Origin of the sequence: Chryseobacterium sp. JJR-5R (genome assembly GCF_034047335.1) — a bacterium.
Taxonomy (GTDB): domain Bacteria; phylum Bacteroidota; class Bacteroidia; order Flavobacteriales; family Weeksellaceae; genus Chryseobacterium.
Genome location: NZ_CP139137.1, coordinates 1,369,593 through 1,387,291, shown reverse-complemented (window position 1 = coordinate 1,387,291; position 17,699 = coordinate 1,369,593). Strand labels below are relative to the sequence as shown.

At 41.8% G+C, this 17,699-nt stretch carries 17 protein-coding genes; 4 read left to right on the top strand and 13 right to left on the bottom strand.

Translation table 11 applies throughout. From position 1 onward, the window contains the following. Window positions 1–66: 66 nt before the first annotated feature. From SD427_RS06380 to SD427_RS06350, 7 genes are read right to left on the bottom strand one after another with little or no spacing between them, the layout of a single operon-like run. Window positions 67–1,095: a hemin-degrading factor gene (locus SD427_RS06380; protein WP_320560443.1), complete on the bottom strand. Its 1,029-nt coding sequence runs from the start codon at window positions 1,093–1,095 to the stop codon at window positions 67–69. 4 nt (window positions 1,096–1,099) lie between these two features. Continuing rightward, window positions 1,100–1,750 carry a class I SAM-dependent methyltransferase gene (locus tag SD427_RS06375; protein ID WP_320560442.1) on the bottom strand — a complete coding sequence of 217 codons (651 nt, stop codon included), beginning with the start codon at window positions 1,748–1,750 and terminating at the stop codon, window positions 1,100–1,102. A gap of 1 nt (window position 1,751) precedes the next feature. After that, window positions 1,752–2,522, bottom strand: coding sequence for a heme ABC transporter ATP-binding protein (locus tag SD427_RS06370; RefSeq protein WP_320560441.1), 771 nt, complete (start codon window positions 2,520–2,522; stop codon window positions 1,752–1,754). Continuing rightward, a complete protein-coding gene (locus tag SD427_RS06365; protein ID WP_320560440.1) occupies window positions 2,519–3,562 on the bottom strand; it encodes an iron ABC transporter permease in 1,044 nt (347 codons plus the stop codon). Before SD427_RS06365 ends, SD427_RS06370 begins: the two co-directional genes overlap by 4 nt. Continuing rightward, entirely contained in the window at window positions 3,546–4,424 is an 879-nt protein-coding gene (locus tag SD427_RS06360) for a heme/hemin ABC transporter substrate-binding protein (protein ID WP_320560439.1), read from the bottom strand. The genes SD427_RS06365 and SD427_RS06360 overlap by 17 nt, the downstream gene beginning before the upstream one ends. Window positions 4,425–4,459: 35 nt before the next feature. Further along, complete coding sequence (locus tag SD427_RS06355) at window positions 4,460–5,575, bottom strand: HmuY family protein (protein WP_320560438.1); 1,116 nt, start codon at window positions 5,573–5,575, stop codon at window positions 4,460–4,462. A gap of 12 nt (window positions 5,576–5,587) precedes the next feature. Then, window positions 5,588–7,690 carry a TonB-dependent receptor plug domain-containing protein gene (locus SD427_RS06350; RefSeq protein WP_320560437.1) on the bottom strand — a complete coding sequence of 701 codons (2,103 nt, stop codon included), beginning with the start codon at window positions 7,688–7,690 and terminating at the stop codon, window positions 5,588–5,590. 95 nt (window positions 7,691–7,785) lie between these two features. Between SD427_RS06350 and SD427_RS06345 the strand changes: the two genes are divergently transcribed. Together SD427_RS06345 and SD427_RS06340 are read left to right on the top strand one after the other, a co-directional pair. Next, a complete protein-coding gene (locus tag SD427_RS06345; protein ID WP_320560436.1) occupies window positions 7,786–8,613 on the top strand; it encodes a T9SS type A sorting domain-containing protein in 828 nt (275 codons plus the stop codon). A 192-nt stretch (window positions 8,614–8,805) separates the two neighbouring features. Then, entirely contained in the window at window positions 8,806–10,110 is a 1,305-nt protein-coding gene (locus tag SD427_RS06340) for a T9SS type A sorting domain-containing protein (RefSeq protein ID WP_320560435.1), read from the top strand. Between the two features lie 130 nt (window positions 10,111–10,240). Here the strand turns inward: SD427_RS06340 and SD427_RS06335 are convergent, their stop codons facing one another. The 6 genes from SD427_RS06335 to SD427_RS06310 all read right to left on the bottom strand — a co-directional run bounded on the left by SD427_RS06335 (window position 10,241) and on the right by SD427_RS06310 (window position 15,069). After that, the gene (locus SD427_RS06335) at window positions 10,241–10,531 is read right to left on the bottom strand and encodes a putative quinol monooxygenase (RefSeq protein WP_320560434.1); all 291 of its coding nucleotides are present in this window, start codon (window positions 10,529–10,531) and stop codon (window positions 10,241–10,243) included. A gap of 91 nt (window positions 10,532–10,622) precedes the next feature. After that, entirely contained in the window at window positions 10,623–11,507 is an 885-nt protein-coding gene (locus SD427_RS06330; RefSeq protein WP_320560433.1) for a sulfite exporter TauE/SafE family protein, read from the bottom strand. A gap of 116 nt (window positions 11,508–11,623) precedes the next feature. Continuing rightward, window positions 11,624–12,865, bottom strand: a complete 1,242-nt coding sequence (locus tag SD427_RS06325; protein WP_320560432.1) for a sulfate adenylyltransferase subunit 1 — start codon at window positions 12,863–12,865, stop codon at window positions 11,624–11,626. 92 nt (window positions 12,866–12,957) lie between these two features. Beyond that, the gene (cysD, locus tag SD427_RS06320) at window positions 12,958–13,866 is read right to left on the bottom strand and encodes a sulfate adenylyltransferase subunit CysD (protein WP_320560431.1); all 909 of its coding nucleotides are present in this window, start codon (window positions 13,864–13,866) and stop codon (window positions 12,958–12,960) included. A gap of 17 nt (window positions 13,867–13,883) precedes the next feature. Further along, on the bottom strand, window positions 13,884–14,576 hold the full coding sequence (locus SD427_RS06315; RefSeq protein ID WP_320560430.1) for a phosphoadenylyl-sulfate reductase: 693 nt from the start codon (window positions 14,574–14,576) through the stop codon (window positions 13,884–13,886). A gap of 85 nt (window positions 14,577–14,661) precedes the next feature. After that, on the bottom strand, window positions 14,662–15,069 hold the full coding sequence (locus SD427_RS06310) for an RrF2 family transcriptional regulator (RefSeq protein ID WP_056221567.1): 408 nt from the start codon (window positions 15,067–15,069) through the stop codon (window positions 14,662–14,664). A gap of 126 nt (window positions 15,070–15,195) precedes the next feature. Between SD427_RS06310 and SD427_RS06305 the strand changes: the two genes are divergently transcribed. Next, window positions 15,196–15,624 (top strand): DUF4268 domain-containing protein, encoded by a 429-nt coding sequence (locus tag SD427_RS06305; RefSeq protein WP_320560429.1) that lies wholly within the window; start codon window positions 15,196–15,198, stop codon window positions 15,622–15,624. A 458-nt stretch (window positions 15,625–16,082) separates the two neighbouring features. Continuing rightward, entirely contained in the window at window positions 16,083–17,576 is a 1,494-nt protein-coding gene (locus SD427_RS06300) for a hypothetical protein (RefSeq protein ID WP_320560428.1), read from the top strand. Window positions 17,577–17,699: the final 123 nt, after the last annotated feature.

The following is a 17,699-nucleotide window of genomic DNA, read 5'->3' as shown; positions in this document are numbered from 1 at the left end:
AAGCCGCCCTGCAAAAACAAAACGGCCTTAATAAAAAAAACGATCTAACTATTATTCTTCTTATTATTATTTTTCCAATCCGGCTACCAGGTCTTTCCATTCCTGCAGCTCAGGGATTCCCGGTTTTCTTTTTCCGAAGAACTGAACGATGAAATCGCCTTCGTTATTAAATACTTCGATGGCAGTTACTTCTCCGTCTTCAGTAGGTTTTTTTACGATCCATGCTTCAGCGATTTTGGTTACATCCAAGTGCAGGTTGAAATCTGGGTCCATGACATTGAACCACTGCTGATGCCAGAGTGTTTTCTTCACATTTCCCGTATGGATCTGGATAATTCCCCAGTTTCCTACAAAGATCATGATCGGAAGCTCTTTTTCGGAAGCATCTTCCAATACGTTCACCACTTTTGAATTGTCAATTTTTTTAGCAAAACCTTCGGGAGCAAGTCTCAGAGCCTGTGTTCTGCTCACCCCGAATTTTCTGGTCATCATGAAGAAATCATGCGTATCTTTTAAAGAAGTCCATGCCTGCTGAAACCCTTCAACATCAATTTCAGAATCTGCTTTTTCAGGTGCTTTAGGGGCTACCGTTTCAAATTCGAAAGCCTGGTTCTGGTCTTGTGCCCTGAATTTCTCCACAGCTACATCAAAAGCCGCTTCGTTGCTGTCTTTTGTTAAATAAATTTTGTGCAGGGCCAGTCCGTCTTTCCCAAAGAACTGAAGGCTTTTCTTGTCACCTTCTGCCACAGCAAAAACAAATTTCCAGTGGTTCAGGAAAATCCTAAGATCAATATCTTCTCCTACGAAAAGCTGTGCATGCGGGCTGCTGAAATCTCCGTTCCGGTAAACTCCTTTTCTTTCATGAACACACTCGTCATTGCGTGTAAGGGCCATTACTTTCCCCAACTGTTCTGCTTCCGTTAAAATATCCTGAAATTCCGGTCTGAGTACCGTTACACCTTCGCCAATACTTGTGGCCAGCAATTCTGCCTCGCTTACGCCAAGTTCTGCCGCTGCATTCCTGATTCTCATATGTGGGTTTTCAACTTTAAGAGCTTCCCATTTTTCTTTTAATTCATTTACTAATGTGCTCATTATTTTATTTTTTTATGGTTAGAATTGTATAATTTCTTGTTATGGTTTCATTTCCTGTTTTGCTTTTCACCTGTTCTTCCTTCTCAGAGATTTTCATCCTTTTAAACTGGCTCTGCGATACTGTTTCCTCCATTTCTGAAGTGGTATAAAGGGTAAAATTAAACTGTGTGAAAGGCAGTTTCTCCATGAATTCTTTCTGTCCGAAAGTCAGGACAAAAGTTCCGTTGTCTTTCAGCACCCGGTACACTTCATTCAGATACTGAACGGGTTCGCTCCAGAAATACACGGTGTTTACCGTAAATATTTTATCGAAAGCCTTATCTGTAAAAGGCAGCTTCCTGCCTTCATACCATACAAAATCCACCTGATCTTCATATTCTTTATTTAATCTTACCGCTTCATTATGCATGGTTTCGGAAATATCGATCCCTGTATATCTTAAGTTCCCGGCTTTTTTTATAATGTGTTTAACATGCGCTGCATTGCCGTGGCCTATTTCCAGGATGTTTTCGTTATCCTCTATCAGAAGTGCCTGGATGCTTTCAAGGGTCATCCCGATATTGGTTTCATTCATCATTGCCGCGACCTCAATTCCTTTTTCGCCCTGCGGATCCGCTAAATGCTGTGCCAGTTTTTTCAAATCTTCTTTATCCATTTTATCCAAAAATAATCATCGGGTTATGGGTAATCGGGTGCGCGCAGATCGTGCACGGAAAATTATAGGCATCGCTGATGTTTTCAGCGGTGAATACTTCTTCCGGTGTCCCGAATGCGGCAGCTTTTCCTGATTTCATCAATAAAATCTTATCTGCGTACTGTGCGGCCAAATTCAGGTCATGAAGCACCACAACGGCAGAATTGGCTTTTTGGGTGAACTTTTTAATGATTTCCAATGCTTTGTACTGGTGTTTCACATCCAGGTTGTTTAAGGGTTCATCCAGAAAAAGCAGCTTATGGTCAATCCCGTTCTGCAGCTGGGCCAGAACCCTGGATAGGTGCACCCGCTGTTTTTCCCCGCCCGACAGGGTGTTATATTCCCTTTCTTTCAAATGGAAAACATCTGTTTCGTACATCATGTTGTTCATGGCTTCGTGGTCTTCCTGTCTCGGCTGGGCCTCAAAATACGGATAACGCCCCATCATTACGACATCTTTTACTTCCAGCGGAATATCATTGCTGTTGTGCTGGGAAAATTTCGCCTTGTGCTTGGAAAGTTCCCTGACTTCCCATTCGCTGATGTTCTTATTTTTAAACAGAATCTTCTGATCTGATTTCACTTCATTGGCGAGAATACTCAGCAGGCTTGATTTTCCGGCCCCGTTCGGCCCCACTATGGCTAAGAATTCACCATATTCCAATGAAACGTCAATCCCGTCCAGGATATGGAATTCCTTATGCCGGTAACTGATCTGATGTGCCCTGATCATGCCAGTGATTTTTTGGATTTAACTAATATTGCGATAAAAATCGGCCCTCCCATTAATGCCGTCAGGATCCCGATCGGCAGTTCTGAAGGCTGTACAATGCTTCTGCTGAATGTATCTGCCGTCAACAGCAAAATGCTTCCGCAAACTGCTGACAGAGGCAGGATAAACGCGTAGTTTGATTTAAATAAAAGCCTTAAAATATACGGTACGATGAGGCCTACAAAACCGATGGTCCCTGAAAATGCAACGCAGGTTCCGATCATCAGGGCAGTCATAATAATGATCTGCTTTTTTAACTTTTCCACATTGATTCCCAGATGCTGTGCATCTTTTTCGCCCAGCATCATGGCATTCAGTGCTTTTCCTTTTGGCAGCAGCATGCTGTACGAGATCACCAGAACAATGGCCAGGATGATATTTTTCGTCCAGGTTGCTGCTGCGAGGCTTCCTAAATTCCAGAACGTTAAATCTCTTAACTGCTCATCTTTTGAAATATAGATCAGGAATCCCGTCACTGAAAAACCGATGGCCGTAATGGCCACGCCCGTCAGAAGCATCATGACTACATTGGTTTTTCCACTGCTTGTGGAAATCCGGTACACCAAAAGCATAGATAAAAAAGACCCGATGAACGCGGAGATCCCCACCAGTGAAAACTGTACGGCTTCAGGCAGGTACTGCTGAAAATGCCCTCCTAAAACAATGGCAACCGCAGCAAGCAGTGTGGCTCCCGAAGTAAGGCCTATCAGGTCTCCCGTTGCCAGGGGATTTTTAAATAATCCCTGCAGGCTGGTCCCTGAAACGGCAAGCATGCTCCCGATCAGGATGGCCATGATAATCCTGGCTGTACGCACATCCCAGACTACATATTTATCGCTTAATGACAAATCCGGATCCTGCTGTATCAGTTTCCCCAATACCTCAAAAGCTGATTTCCCGCCGAAGTCATAAACCCCGGTGTTCAGTGACCATACTGCCAGTGAAATAAGCAGCAGGACACTTATGATCATATAAAAGTATAATTTACTTGGTGTTTTCAATTAAAAGCTTGTTTAATCCTACAGCAGCTTCTCCCAGTCTTGGCCCGAAACCGGAAACCAGGCCTCCGTCCATGGCAATGATTTTCTTGTTCTTACCGGCATTAGTCTGTGAAACACCCGGCATTTTCAGTGCGCCTTCGTTTCCGCCGGCTCCTTCAAGCCCGCTGGTAAAGAAGAACAGGACATCCGGATTGGCTTTTACGACCGCTTCAGGGGTCAATGGCTTGAAATCTTCAAAATCACTTACTGCATTTTCACCGCCTGCCAGTTCAATTAATGAAGCCATCGGCGTATTTTTACCTGATACCATCAGCATCGGGCCTCTTGCGTAGATGAACAGCACTTTCGGTTTTTTGGCAATCGGCTGAACCTGTTTTAAATCGGCATCGATTTTATCATTAAGCTTCTGATAGTCTGTATTCCCGACTGCCTTTGCTACGTCAGCAATTAACTTTTTAGTCCCGTCTACGGTAAATTCCTGTTTAAAGACTTCAGTTTTGATGCCTGAAGACTTGATTTTCCCCATCAGTTCAGGATTAATGTCTTTATCGGAGGCTAAAATCAGGGTCGGACTCACCGCCATGATCGGCTCAATGGTCATTGACCTGACATGACCCAGATCCTTTGCCGTTGCTTTCAGGGATCCCGGGTACGTGCTGGTAACATCGGTTCCTACGATTTCTTTTTCGTGGCCCAAAGCAGCTACGATTTCCGTAATCCCGCCGTTAAGCGTTACGATTTTATTGTTGGATTTCGGAGTTTCTGAGCTGATTTCCGTTTGGGTCCCGGTTTTGGCATTTTGTTCTTTTTTACAAGAATACACGGCAGCCAGCACGGAAACGGCAAGCATTATTTTTTTCATGATATTATTGATTGCTATTTAATTATTTGATTTGTTTATAAGGGTTGAAATTCAAAGTTCGGATAGCCGCGCACTCCGTCTTTGGTCATGGCGTTAAATCTTATTTTGTAATAAAAACCTTCTGCATCCTTAAGAACAAAAAATCTGTCGCTGTACGTTTGAGGTCCGTTCGCACCTGTAGTAGTCCGCCATTTATCACCCAAAGCTCTATGGTCATTAAAGATCAATCTGGATGATTCAACATTACTTAATTTAAAATCTCCATACACCTGATCCAGTGTTTTTCCGGCAGGAACATCAATCTGGTAAGCTCCTACCCCGCTGATCATATTCGTAATAATAAAATCTGCATAGAAATAGCTTCCCGCACTTTGTCCGGGGGCTGTAAATACCTCATTGGTAAAACTTGTAAATGCAATATCCCAATGATCCTTTTGAGGCTGAATCTGAACAGACTGACCTTTTTCAAGACTGAAAAAATTAAAATTATAATCAGCATTCTTAGTAATTATCTGTTCCTTATACTGGTTATCATTCAGATTGGCATATCTTAAACGGTATCCGTTACCTGATCTCAGGATCTGTATTTTTTTCCATCCTCTTGAATCCCCTGTCAATGATACCGAGCCGTTAGCTACTGTAGCTGTAGATAACATTTTGCCCATATTCACAAGATATACAGCATTATCAGCCTCATCTGCTTTTATTTCCGCAATTCCGGTAGTCTGGGTCAAAAAATTTCCATCGGGATTATCAATATAGGCAAGGTTATTGGCTGTAAATGTACCTACCTGCACAGCAGCCATCAGCCCCGACACGTCAGCGGATTTTACAGCATTTATACTTGTTGCATTCGGTATTTTTGCTACAGCCATTGCGATGGATCCGTTAATAACCACACGAAATTCATCACCGTTATAAAACCCTAAATCCCAATCGGTTCTCTGATTAGTCTTTTGTCTGGGTTCTTTGGTAACCGGATCTATATCACTTAAATCAATCCATACCTGATTTGGCTGATTGGCCCCTCCTACCATCGGTTTTGATGTTGCCCCGGTCATCGGAGGTACAGATACGGGTTCTTCATCTGCTGAAAAACATGATTGTACGGCAATGATAAAAAGTAAGGATATTATTTTTAAATGTTTCATGTTGTTATTTTATTAAAATTGATACATTAATCTTGCAAAATAGCTTCTGCCGTAATATAAGTTGAGGCGGTCCGTAGCTGCATTATGTCCTGTTGCCGTATTGTTGGTACTGTTGATGGTAGTTACATCGAATATATTTTTAACTCCCATCGAGAGTTCCAGGCGGTCTTTCCAGAACGGCTGGCTTACGATGAAGTCCATTATATGGAATCCGTCTGTTTCTGCCAGACGGAAAGTTTCATTTTCAATTACATATATCCTTGCCGGTCCTGTATATTTATAGTACAGATTGAATGCTGTACGGGATCCGCTTATCTGATAGCCTGCATTTGCTCCTGCCTGAAAATTATATTGAAAATCTTCCGGAGTTCTGGCGTCCATTTCCTGTTTAGAAACAGAAATCCCGTTCAACGATGTTCTTACACCAATTGAAAACTGATCTTTTGTAATATTTGCATTTGCTCCGAATAACAAGCTTCTGTACTTATCAAGATTCATATATTTATAAGTAGAAGGACGTACAATCATCACATTTTCAATCTTATCACTCAAGTCTACATATAGCGCTTCAAGGTTATAATTAAATTTCCATCCATTGCCCAATGAAAAACCCTGATCCCAGAAAAGTCCTGCTGAATATCCGGTTTCAGGCTTAAGATCAGGATTACCCTGTATATCATGATTTACATTTACAAAATAGGTAAACAGTTCATCGTAGGTAGGATACCGGTTTGCAGTACCGAAGACTCCTCTTAAATTGGAATTTTCAGAAGTCTTATATCTTGCGGAGACTGAATAGTTAAACTGATTATCGAACCTGTTGCTTACGGAAAGCCTTGTACCGGGCCTAAGAGAGAACTTATCTGAAATATTCCATTCCGCAGAAAGAAAAGTGCCGTAAGTGAAAATTTTTCTTGAGATGTTATTTCCGTTAAATTCACCTGCAATAAGCGCTGCATAACCGTCTGTATGATCAAGCTCATAGCCTAGCTGAAAATCAAATTTTTTACTGTCTAAAAAGTTACTGAACATCCCTCTGGAATATATCACATCTGTCTTATAATAGGACTGCTCATTATAATTAGGATCTTTTGCCCTGTTAGGAATATCATAATTATAATCGTAAAATTTCCGGTTTTGGTTCTGATAGGAAAAATCTCCCATATAACGGATTTGCCCTAATTGGGTTTGAATGTTAAACTGATGAATCCATCGCTCAGTATTATAATTCCTGTCAAGGCTTTTATAAACCACTCCGCCCAAACCGTCGTTTAAAGGAATCCTGTCTACTTTCGGATTATAGTAATTGAATGTTTCATTCAGATAAGAGGTTTTATAGAAGAATGACGTTTTATTTTTAGCATATTTTATCAGTGCATTGGCTTCGTACTGATCTTTAGGATTCCATTCATAACCGCGTAAATTATCCTGCTGGAAGTATTTATAACCTTCTTTATTACCCTCATAACCCATAAACTGATTATGATTGAAACTAATATTGGTAAACCAGTTATCATTAAAATTATAGGCTGCATTTATGTTCTGAATGTGCCTTCCCTGTCCTTTTTTTCTAAGATTATAATTATCCCGGACCGTTTCTTCCTGAAGGCTTGCCCTTATACTTAATTTCTTGGAACTGCTTTTTTTGGTAATGATGTTGATTACCCCAGCCAAAGCGCCGTTCCCGTATTCCACTCCCATACTGCCTTTTACAATTTCAATTCTTTCAATATTCGTAAGGCTGAGTTTGGTAAGATCAATGTTGCTTCCTAAGCCGGTATCTCCCACCACAGGAATATTATCGATCAGGATTTTAACATACTGGCCTCCCAGCCCTAAAATATTGGCTGTTGAATTTCCTGAGTTTGTATCAGGCGTAATCTGTATGTTGAGAGATTGATTTAAAACCTCGGCAACATTGGTCACGGCCATATTTTTAATCTGCTGTGCATCTATGACTTCAACTTTGTAAATGGATTTATTTATAGACTGCTGGGTAAACTGCCCGGTAAGAACCACCTCTTCTATATTACGCTGATTAAGAGAATCTTTATCCTGTGCATTTATCCATAAAACAACGGATAACGACAGGATGGAGAGCACTTTCTTCTTCATAGATGCAAAAAATTTCGACAAATATAATGTTTTATTTAGAACAATTAAAAATAATTAATTAATTTTGTAGAATAATTCTAAATAAAAATAACGTTATGAAATTAAGACTACTTTTAGGAACTTTGATGCTTACGGCTGCTGCAGCGCATGCACAAGTAGCGATGATTGATGAAAATTTTGAGAGTGCAGTCGTATCCACTCCGGTAAATTACAATAACCTTGCTAATGGCTGGACGAAGAAAACAACCGTTCCCCATAACATCTATGTTGATAAAAATACCACGACCAATAATCAATATGCTCAGTTTTATGCAGCAGGTTCACTAAGTGCAGACGTTTTTCTGGTTTCACCACAGATTGCAGCTCCGGACGGCTCAAAAAAAATAACTTTTACCGTAACGCCTACAGGCGGGTCCACACTTGAAGTAGGATTGATTGATGATCCTGCCAATCTTACAGCAGGAAGCGGTGTACCTGCATCATATCAGCTGTTGCAGTCTTTTACATTCAGTGGCACAGCAGCCGAAACCACCGTTTCACCTATTACAGTACCTGCATCAGCAAAACAGTACATCGTATTCAGGTTCCGGAACCCGTTAGCTACCTTTCCGGGATCTTCCCATTCAGCATTGGCCGTTGATAATGTGAAGTACAACAATGCATCTGTACTGAGCACCTCAGATCAGGTAAAATTAAAAGAAGGAATACAGTTTGCCGTAAATGCTGAAAACACAGCCTTACAATTTATTGCAAAGAAAGATCCTAAGAACATCCAGGTTTATGCAGCCGGAGGACAGAAAGTGGCCGAAGGTAAATTATCCGGAAGATCTTTTGACATCAGTGCATTGCAGACCGGTGTTTACTATATCCTTATTGAAAATGCTGAAAGTTCGGTAGTAAAATCAAAATTCATTAAAAAATAATTGATCAGTACGCATATTTCAGCCGGCTTGTGATTTTTCATGAGCCGGTTTTTTATAATAAGATGACCGTATCATCGGATCTTATCTAAGAAAGTTATAAAACACGACAAAAGTCATGTTTTTATTTAGAACAATTAAAAATAATTATTTAGTTTTGTAGAATAATTCTAAATAATAATAACTTTATATCCTATGGGAACAAAACTACTTTTAGCAGCCATGTTTGCTGTCGGTATTCAGCAAACTGCTTTGGCACAGGTTGATGCAAACGGCTATACCACGGTAAACATGACGATGGGAGCCAATTATCAGAACCGTGTATTTTTTGACTTAAGTGCAAACAATACCGTTTCTCAGCCTGCCAATAACTGGGATATTGCCTTTTACAGGAATTCGTCCATGAATTTCGGGACAAGGATCAATGATGCGCAGAACATAGAGGTATATCAGGCTTCCAATAACCCGAATGACTGGAATGCCATTACATCCAACAGTGTCTCCGCATACGGAGCTCCTCTGTATAACCTTGATAATACAACCGTCATTCAACAGGGTGCTTTTGAACAGGGAACCGCTACTTACGGATGGGGGGAATACAACCCCGGAAACCACCACGTAGAAGGAAAAGTAATCTTCATTTTAAAATATGCTTCAGGAACTTACTATAAATTCATGATAGATGATTACTTCGGAGGCTATACTTTCAGATATGCCAAATGGAATACTGCCAACAGCGCATGGGATGCTACGGTTTCCAAAACAATTGCCAACGGAAGCGATGACGCATATTTCAATTATTTTTCTTTTGCCACGGGCGATAAAGTAACCAATGCAGAACCTGCCAGAGCCAACTGGGACCTGATGTTCACGCGGTACTGGACCGATTATTCATACATCAACCCGGGTACAGGACAGCCTGCAACGATGAAGTACAGAATGGCAGGCGTAATCCAGAATACCAATATTACGGTAGCAAAAGTACAGCCTGAAACCCAGGCTGCAGCAACCTCTACACTTCCCGCTTCATCAGCATTTTCAAATAATATTACGGCTGTCGGGCACACCTGGAAACCTACAACAGGCCTGTATAATGATGTAGTATATTACATTAAGCAGGGCTCTGAGTACTACAGGATGTATTTCACTTCCAACGAGGGAAGCGCTACGGGAAATATGTACTTCAAATATAAAAATATCACTTCTTTCCTAGGAACTCATGATGTAGCCGGCAAGAAGGCATCATTCGGGATGTATCCGAACCCAGCAGCGGCTGGCCAGAAGGTGACGGTTTTATTTGACATTAAAGAAAAGCAGAACAGCAAAGGAAATGCAGAGGTATATGACCTTTCCGGGAAAAAATTATATGCTCAGGAACTGACCAACCAGGCCGGCTTCTATCAGCAGGATCTCAATGTATCGCATCTCACTTCAGGAACTTACCTGGTAAAAATCACTTTCGGCGGTCAGACAGAAACCAAAAAACTGATCGTGAAATAAAATCTAAACTTTTTAATACTTTCTATTTTTTCTATAAAGGCTGTTCACCAAGGGTGGGCAGCCTTTTTATCTTTTCTCAGGAACCTTGAAATAAAGCTTTCAGCTGATCAGTTCCGGATGGATTGGCAGGTTATAAAATTTTAGATCCTTTATATACCTGTGTGGAGCTTTCCAATATTTTGGAAACATCCCTTCGGAAATCCAGCAAATGATCCTGCCCGTTGTGGCGGTTCAGGTGCTCTTCGGTTTCCCACAGCTCTACCATAAAAAAAGTTCCCTTCGTCACTTTATCTTCAATCAGGTCATATTGCAGGCACCCCTCTTCTTTACAGGTTTCCCTTACCAAAGACTGAAAAAGTTCAACCGCTTCCATCAGATAATTTTCATTAAACCTGAAAAGCGCGACAACATATACATTCATATTATTTTTTTAAGAATGTAAATGTAGAATATTTTCAAAACCAAAGATCTATTCTGTCCCTGTATTTTTATACACGACAGCAAATTAAATACTAAAATACAGATTTATAAATCGTTATCGAGCTCATTACAATCACCAAGGTTCCTATCAGAATAAACATCCCTTTTACAGGAAGCTTTGCCGTGAGCATGGCAGAAAACGGTGCGGTAACGATTCCGCCGAGCAGAAGCCCCAGGATAATATTCCAGTGCTGGATCCCCAGGGTAAACATAAAGGTAACGGCAGCCGTTAAGGTTAAAATAAATTTTGCCACTGTAGAGCTGCCGACAGCAAACCGCGGGGTAAAGGAGTTTTTAATTAAGGTTCCCGTCACCAGCGGTCCCCATCCGCCTCCGGCAAAAGAATCAATGAAACCTCCGATCAGCCCCAGCCTCGTCAGGTTGGTTTTCTTCTTCATTTTTTTATCCTGCATGGTCTTAAATGCATTGGAAAGGATCTGAATGCCTAAGTATAAGGTGTAAAAAGAAATGAGCGTTTTGGTTATTTTGGAATAATATTCCCCGAGATAGGTCAAAGATACCGCCCCGATGACCGCCCCTATCACGGCCGGTATTGCCAGTCTTTTCACCAGACTCTTACTTACGTTTTTTAATCTGATATGGCTCAGGCTTCCTGCAGCCGTGGTAAAACTCTCTGCGGAATGAATGCTTGCGCTTACGGCATGCGGCGGAATATTCAGGAATAAAAGCGTTGTGGTGCATATTACCCCGTAGCCCATCCCCATGGAACCGGCCACAATTTCAGCCAGAACACCTACCAGCAGCATCCAGTAGAAGATATGGTTATCCTTTGCCAGAACAGTAAACAGCTCATCCAGATACCCTAATTGGTACATAGAAAACACGGCAACCAGCAATACTGCTGCCGTAATAAAAAACAAATTAATCCTGAACTGAACTTTTTTAGAAATCACCATTATCCTATTATGTTATTTGAGTTGTTAAAAACAGTATGAATTGATACTGATCTTATAAATGAATATTAGTTTTGATATTTCTTTCCGGTTTTTTTAATACTATATAATGGTCCGGATTATAAAATCATGACCGCCCCAACAGTCGAATGGCTGGTTTCATCAATCAGAATAGCATTCCCCGTATTTTTATGGTCTTCAAAACGGTCGAAGACCAGCGGAGAAGCTGTTTTAAGGCGGACTTTCACCACTTCATTGAGCCCGATGCTGTCTGAAACCGCTATTTTTTCCAGGGTATTGACATCAATTTTATATTCTATCTGCTTTACAACGGCTTTTAGGATCCTGCTTTTATGCTGGATAAAATATTTATTGCCTTCGTTCAGACTTTTACTGTCCAGCCAGCAGACAACCGCTTCAATCTCATTTTCAACCTTCGGAAGGCTTCCGGACTGTACTAAGAAATCACCCCGGCTGATGTCAATATCATCTTCGGTATGCAAAACGGCGGGCTGGCCGGCAAATACGGACTCCGTTTCCCGGCCTCCCGTTTCGATCTTTGAAATCCGGGTCCGGATATTTTGGGGAAGCACCGTAACGGCATCACCTTTCCGGTAAATCCCTGAGATCACTTCTCCTGCATAGCCTCTGTAATCATGCAGCTCATCAGTCTGCGGGCGGATAACGTACTGCACCTGAAATCTCGGGCTTTCAAAATCCCGGTCTGCATGGATGCTGACATTTTCAAGGAAATCCAGCAATACTTCACCCTTATACCAGGGCATATGGCCTGACCGTTCCACGATATGGTCGCCGTGAAATGCTGAAATCGGGAAATAGCTGATGTTTTCCAGCCCCAGCTTCTTAGCCACCAGATCATACTGGGCCTTTATATCGTTAAAGATTTCCTCAGAATAATCTACCAGGTCCATCTTGTTCACCGCTACTGCTATGTGGGGGATCCGCAGCAGAGAAGCAATAATTGAATGCCTGCGGGTCTGCTCTATGACGCCCTGCCTTGCATCAATCAGGATAACCATCAGCTTCGAATTGGAAGCCCCGGTTACCATATTCCGGGTGTACTGGATATGACCCGGCGCATCGGCAATAATAAACTTCCTTTTCGGGGTAGAAAAATACCGGTAGGCCACATCAATGGTAATCCCCTGTTCCCGCTCGGCCCTGAGCCCGTCTGTTACAATGGCAAGGTCTATCCCGTTTTCATTCCGGTTTTTAGACTGTTTCTCCAATGTTTCAAGCTGGTCTATCAATATATTTTTACTGTCATAGAGAAGCCTTCCGATCAGGGTGCTTTTCCCGTCATCTACGCTTCCCGCAGTGATAAATCTTAATATGTCCATGTTTGTTGTATTAATGATAATTGATCGATGATGAATTATTTCTTCTTTGTGTATATCTGAGCTCATTAATCAATTATATTTTATCATTATAATTAAAAATATCCCCCTTTTTTCCGGTCTTCCATGGCGGCTTCCGTCACTTTGTCATCAATCCGGGTTTCCCCTCTTTCTGAAATCCTTGAAGCCATAATCTCACTGACCACCTCATCCAATGTTGCCGCCGAACTTTCAACGGCAGCCGTGCAGGTCATGTCTCCGACAGTTCTGTAACGGACTTTTTTATTCACAACCGTATCATGATCATCGATATTGATAAAATCTGAAACGGCAATCAGCTGGCCTTCAAATTCGATCACATCCCGGTCATGCGAAAAGTAAATCGGGGGAAGTTCAATGTTTTCCTTTTTAATATAATTCCATACATCAAGCTCTGTCCAGTTGGAAATCGGGAATACACGTACATTTTCCCCTTTGCTGATTCTTCCGTTGTAGATATTCCAGAGTTCAGGCCGCTGCAGCTTCGGATCCCACTGCCCGAATTCGTCACGGACAGAGAAAAACCGTTCCTTGGCCCTTGCTTTTTCCTCATCCCTCCTGGCACCGCCGATGCAGGCATCAAACCCGAATTCTTCAATGGTATCCAACAGCGTGTGGGTCTGCAGCCAGTTCCTGGAAGGAAATTTTCCTTTAGGCTCCGTCAGGTTTCTGGCCTTTATCGTATCTTCAACTTTTCGTACAACAAGGTCTGCATTGATATTTTCTGCTAAATGATCCCTGAATGTCAGGGCTTCCGGAAAATTATGCCCCGTGTCAATATGCACCAGAGGAAACGGGATTTTCATAGGCGCAAACGCTTTGATGGCCAGATGGACTAAGGTAATGGAATCTTTCCCGCCGCTGAACAGCAGGGCCGGCTTTTCAAACTGAGCCGCCACTTCACGCATCATATAAATACTTTCTGCTTCCAGCTGGTCCAGATAGTCTAGTTTATGGGTAATCATTATTTGAAATTTTAGAATTAATGGGTATGCAGTCCGCATTCTTTATGCGAGTTTTCCCACCACCAGCGCCCGGCGCGGGGATTTTCCCCTTCGTTGATCGCTCTGGTACAGGGCTGGCATCCCACACTGATAAAACCTTTTCTGTGCAGAGGTAATTCCTGTACGCTGTGCTGTTTCAGGTAATCCAGAACATCCTCATAGCTCCAGTGCAGCAGTGGATTGTATTTGTACAGCTGCCGTTCTTCATCCCATTCAACCATCGGCATCTGCTCGCGGTTCTCCGACTGTTCTGAACGCAGCCCTGTAATCCATATGCCGGCATGGGCAAGTGCCCGGTTTAAAGGTTTAACCTTCCGGATAAAACAACACTGTTTCCTGTTTTCTACAGATTGATAGAATGCGTTGATGCCTTTCTCATTAACATAGGCTTCCACCTCTGAAGCATCAGGAAAATAAACTTCTGTTTTTACTTTATATCTTGAATTGTTTTGGGCAAGCAACTGATAATGTTCATTGAAAAGCCTCCCCGTATCCAATGTAAAAACCTTTACAGGCAGGGATGCCCTGAAAATCATATCGGTAATTACCTGATCTTCCTGGCCAAGCGATGTAGAGAAAACAGCGCCTTCCGGCAATCTGGACGATACAAATCTAAGCCCCTCTTCGGCCGGAAGCTGTTCCAATATGGCTGCATCTTCTTTTGAAATCATAATTTATTCATTTGAAGTGATGCAAATATCTGACAAAATAATTAGCCTACCAAATGAGTAGACTATTATTTAAGCCCATGCAGAATTAATCTACCAGGTCCATGAGGTTTTTGCTTTCTAAGATACCGAGCGAGGCATCCCGTACCTCAATCAGTACATCATGCAGACCGCAGTGATCTTCATTGCAGTCTTCACATTTCTCGTAAAAGTTCAGGCTTACACAGGGAAGCAGGGCAATAGGCCCGTTTACCAGCCGGATAATCCTTGCCAGCGTTACATTTTCAGGGTTTTGTTTTAACAGGTAGCCGCCGCCCTTCCCCTTTTTACTATCCAGGATATCTGCTTTTTTAAGTTCGAGCAGGATATTCTCTAAAAACTTCAAAGGGACTTTCTTGCGGTCTGCAATTTCTGAAATAAGAACAGGGCCGTCATTTCTCTTTTCTACAAGGTATGACAGCGCTTTAAAAGCGTATTGGGATTTTTTAGACAGCATTTCAACAAAAGTAAGAAAATTGTTTGAGATATGACAGTGATTCACGGTAAGATAAAAAAAGTAGAACGGAAGTTACGGACGGGGATAATCAGTTAATTTTTTCGCCTAAATCACTATATTTGTCCTATGTTCAGTAAACAGGAAGCACAGCAGTTAAAAAAAGAATTCTGGACGGCTTTCGGAAAGTCTTTCCCGAGGAAATGGATTCTGTATGACACGAAAATCAAGGATATGTCGTTCAAATTTTACGCAGATAATAAAAAAGCAGAGGTTTCTCTGGATATCGAAATGAAAGATGAAGTTTTCCGGAATGCCTATTACGAGAAAATCTGGTCGCTGGAAGACATCCTGAAAGACTACGTCGGGGAATTTCAGAAGGATGAATATTTTACACTGGAAAACGGAAAAACCATCAGCAGGATCTGGGTGGAACAATACGGTGTTTCCATTTTCAACAAAAATACATGGCCGCAGACCTTTGCGTTTTTCCTGGAAAAAATGGACGGTTTTGAAAGGTTCTATTATGAGTATGAAGATTTTATAAAAGACGTTTAAATCATACTTCTTTCAATTTCCTGACAGGAAATATTTGTTTCTGCATATGTTCCCGGAACCTATTTGAAAATTATTTCACAAATGATCTTTTTGCAGATGATGATCGCGCATGCTTTCTGTCTGCATTTAATCTGTCAAATCTAAAATTCGATTTAAGATTTTTACAAATTTCCCATACCAATTCAAACACAACACATAATGGCAGTAAATAAGGTTATCCGGTTCGGGATCAAGAGCCGGTAAGAATGCAGTAATGTCCCTGCGTAAGGCGTTTTCTTACATCTGCATCAGCTAACATTCTATAAAAAAACAATCAAACTACTATTATTCAAACACTTATGATTAGAATCATAAACCACCATATAATGAGTTATTATATTTGCCGCAATATAAAATAAAAATCCAATCAGATAATTCTTATTAACAGCTGTAAATCACTAATTATTAATTCTTATATTATGGTAAACCTTTCTGTTATTTATAACCCTAAAAGATTATTTTCTCTGGCATTACTTTTCCTTGCCTTCATCGCAAACGCCCAGGTGGGAATCGGAACAACAACACCGGACCCAAGTTCTGTGCTTGACATAGCCTCTACTACCCGCGGCATGCTTGCTCCGAGAATGACTACAGCCCAGCGTAACGCCATACCTTCGCCGGCAGACGGCCTGATGGTATATGATACAACATTAAAACAGTTCTCTTATTATGTCAGCACCTCCGCATCATGGTCCCCCATTGCAAGCGGTGTAAGCGGAAGGCTGAATTTTAAGCGCATACGCTCCACAGATGTACTGGCTACGGTGCTGGCTGCCGAGCTTGCTGCCGGAGGCGGATCCAGGTACGTCATGAATTCCAATACCTTGTATGAAATCAACGGACAGATCAGTTTTGATTTCCCGATTGATATGAATAATTCATACATCCAGGGCCTGGATACCGAAAATGACATCATTACCCGGGCTTCCGGTAATATTTTCGAAGGGGCTGCAGGCGGAAGTCTCAGGAGTTTATCACTGAGCGCTCCCGGCGGCAGTGTTTTTAATCTTAACGGTGCATCCACCCAAAACCTTATTTTCAGAGACTGCATTGTTTCCAATTCCAACAGCGTGGGTAATATTTCGGGATTCGGGCTGGTATTCTCAAGCATCATCCAGTTTTCAGGCAACACCAACGGTATTACCTACAATAATATCACACAGCTGCTACTGAGCAATATGGGTTGGTTTGGGAATAATACAGGGACTTATGAAAGATTAACAGGAACTTTTACGCTGGTTGAAAAACAGGGCGGCTTCAGTCAGGTAAACGGTTCTGCCATCGGTTTTGACGTTTCTGCTGCTGGTCTTACCATCACGGGGGATGCGGTTATGGAATCTGTTGTCTTTACAGGAACCAATACTTCAGGCTATGTAAGGGCTTATACGACAGGAACCTATGCCGGATATAATTTTAACAACAGCTGGACGGTAAGGGCTGCCGGAATCCCTACTGAAACAGACGCGAATGCAGTGGGCGACTTTGCGGTAGATTACGCAGTAGGAACAGGAATCGGGGTCAGTTTCAATACGGCCAACCCCAGCAATATCGTAAAAATAGGTAGTGCAAGTTCCGTTTCCACTTCATCCAACCTATTCCGTTTTTCAACGGACGGTGTACCCAACAGGCTGAAATATCTGGGGAAAAAGAAAAGAATCTTCCAGATCTCAGGGTCCGTTTCATTCCAGGTTCCGGCTGCAGGAACATACATTATTTATATTGCCAAAAACGGCACTGTCCTGAACCAGTACAAAGTATACGGCCGCGGATCTGCCGTTAATGATATTGTTGTACTGCCTATCAACGGAACTACGGAACTCGTCAACAATGATTATATTGAGATATTCGCACAGCGCTATTCAGGTTCTACCGGGGACATTGTTGTCCCGAATATGAGCATTACGATAAAATAAAATATATCAAAGCTAAATTCCCACTGTATGAATTAAAATACATCATTAAAAAATAATTGATCAATAATACCATCCGCAGGGATGGTATTATTGATTTCACGGGACCGGCTGGATTAGTAAGTA

Excerpts from the sequence above, each read along its gene's own strand:
- SD427_RS06325 (WP_320560432.1), bottom strand. The coding sequence starts at position 12,865 with ATGGACATATTAAGATTTATCACTGCGGGAAGCGTAGATGACGGGAAA.
- SD427_RS06345 (WP_320560436.1), top strand. The coding sequence starts at position 7,786 with ATGAAATTAAGACTACTTTTAGGAACTTTGATGCTTACGGCTGCTGCA.
- SD427_RS06380 (WP_320560443.1), bottom strand. The coding sequence starts at position 1,095 with ATGAGCACATTAGTAAATGAATTAAAAGAAAAATGGGAAGCTCTTAAA.
- SD427_RS06360 (WP_320560439.1), bottom strand. The coding sequence starts at position 4,424 with ATGAAAAAAATAATGCTTGCCGTTTCCGTGCTGGCTGCCGTGTATTCT.
- SD427_RS06340 (WP_320560435.1), top strand. The coding sequence starts at position 8,806 with ATGGGAACAAAACTACTTTTAGCAGCCATGTTTGCTGTCGGTATTCAG.
- SD427_RS06310 (WP_056221567.1), bottom strand. The coding sequence starts at position 15,069 with ATGCTGTCTAAAAAATCCCAATACGCTTTTAAAGCGCTGTCATACCTT.
- SD427_RS06370 (WP_320560441.1), bottom strand. The coding sequence starts at position 2,522 with ATGATCAGGGCACATCAGATCAGTTACCGGCATAAGGAATTCCATATC.
- SD427_RS06330 (WP_320560433.1), bottom strand. The coding sequence starts at position 11,507 with ATGGTGATTTCTAAAAAAGTTCAGTTCAGGATTAATTTGTTTTTTATT.
- SD427_RS06335 (WP_320560434.1), bottom strand. The coding sequence starts at position 10,531 with ATGAATGTATATGTTGTCGCGCTTTTCAGGTTTAATGAAAATTATCTG.
- SD427_RS06315 (WP_320560430.1), bottom strand. The coding sequence starts at position 14,576 with ATGATTTCAAAAGAAGATGCAGCCATATTGGAACAGCTTCCGGCCGAA.
- SD427_RS06355 (WP_320560438.1), bottom strand. The coding sequence starts at position 5,575 with ATGAAACATTTAAAAATAATATCCTTACTTTTTATCATTGCCGTACAA.
- cysD (WP_320560431.1), bottom strand. The coding sequence starts at position 13,866 with ATGATTACCCATAAACTAGACTATCTGGACCAGCTGGAAGCAGAAAGT.
- SD427_RS06300 (WP_320560428.1), top strand. The coding sequence starts at position 16,083 with ATGGTAAACCTTTCTGTTATTTATAACCCTAAAAGATTATTTTCTCTG.
- SD427_RS06375 (WP_320560442.1), bottom strand. The coding sequence starts at position 1,750 with ATGGATAAAGAAGATTTGAAAAAACTGGCACAGCATTTAGCGGATCCG.
- SD427_RS06305 (WP_320560429.1), top strand. The coding sequence starts at position 15,196 with ATGTTCAGTAAACAGGAAGCACAGCAGTTAAAAAAAGAATTCTGGACG.
- SD427_RS06350 (WP_320560437.1), bottom strand. The coding sequence starts at position 7,690 with ATGAAGAAGAAAGTGCTCTCCATCCTGTCGTTATCCGTTGTTTTATGG.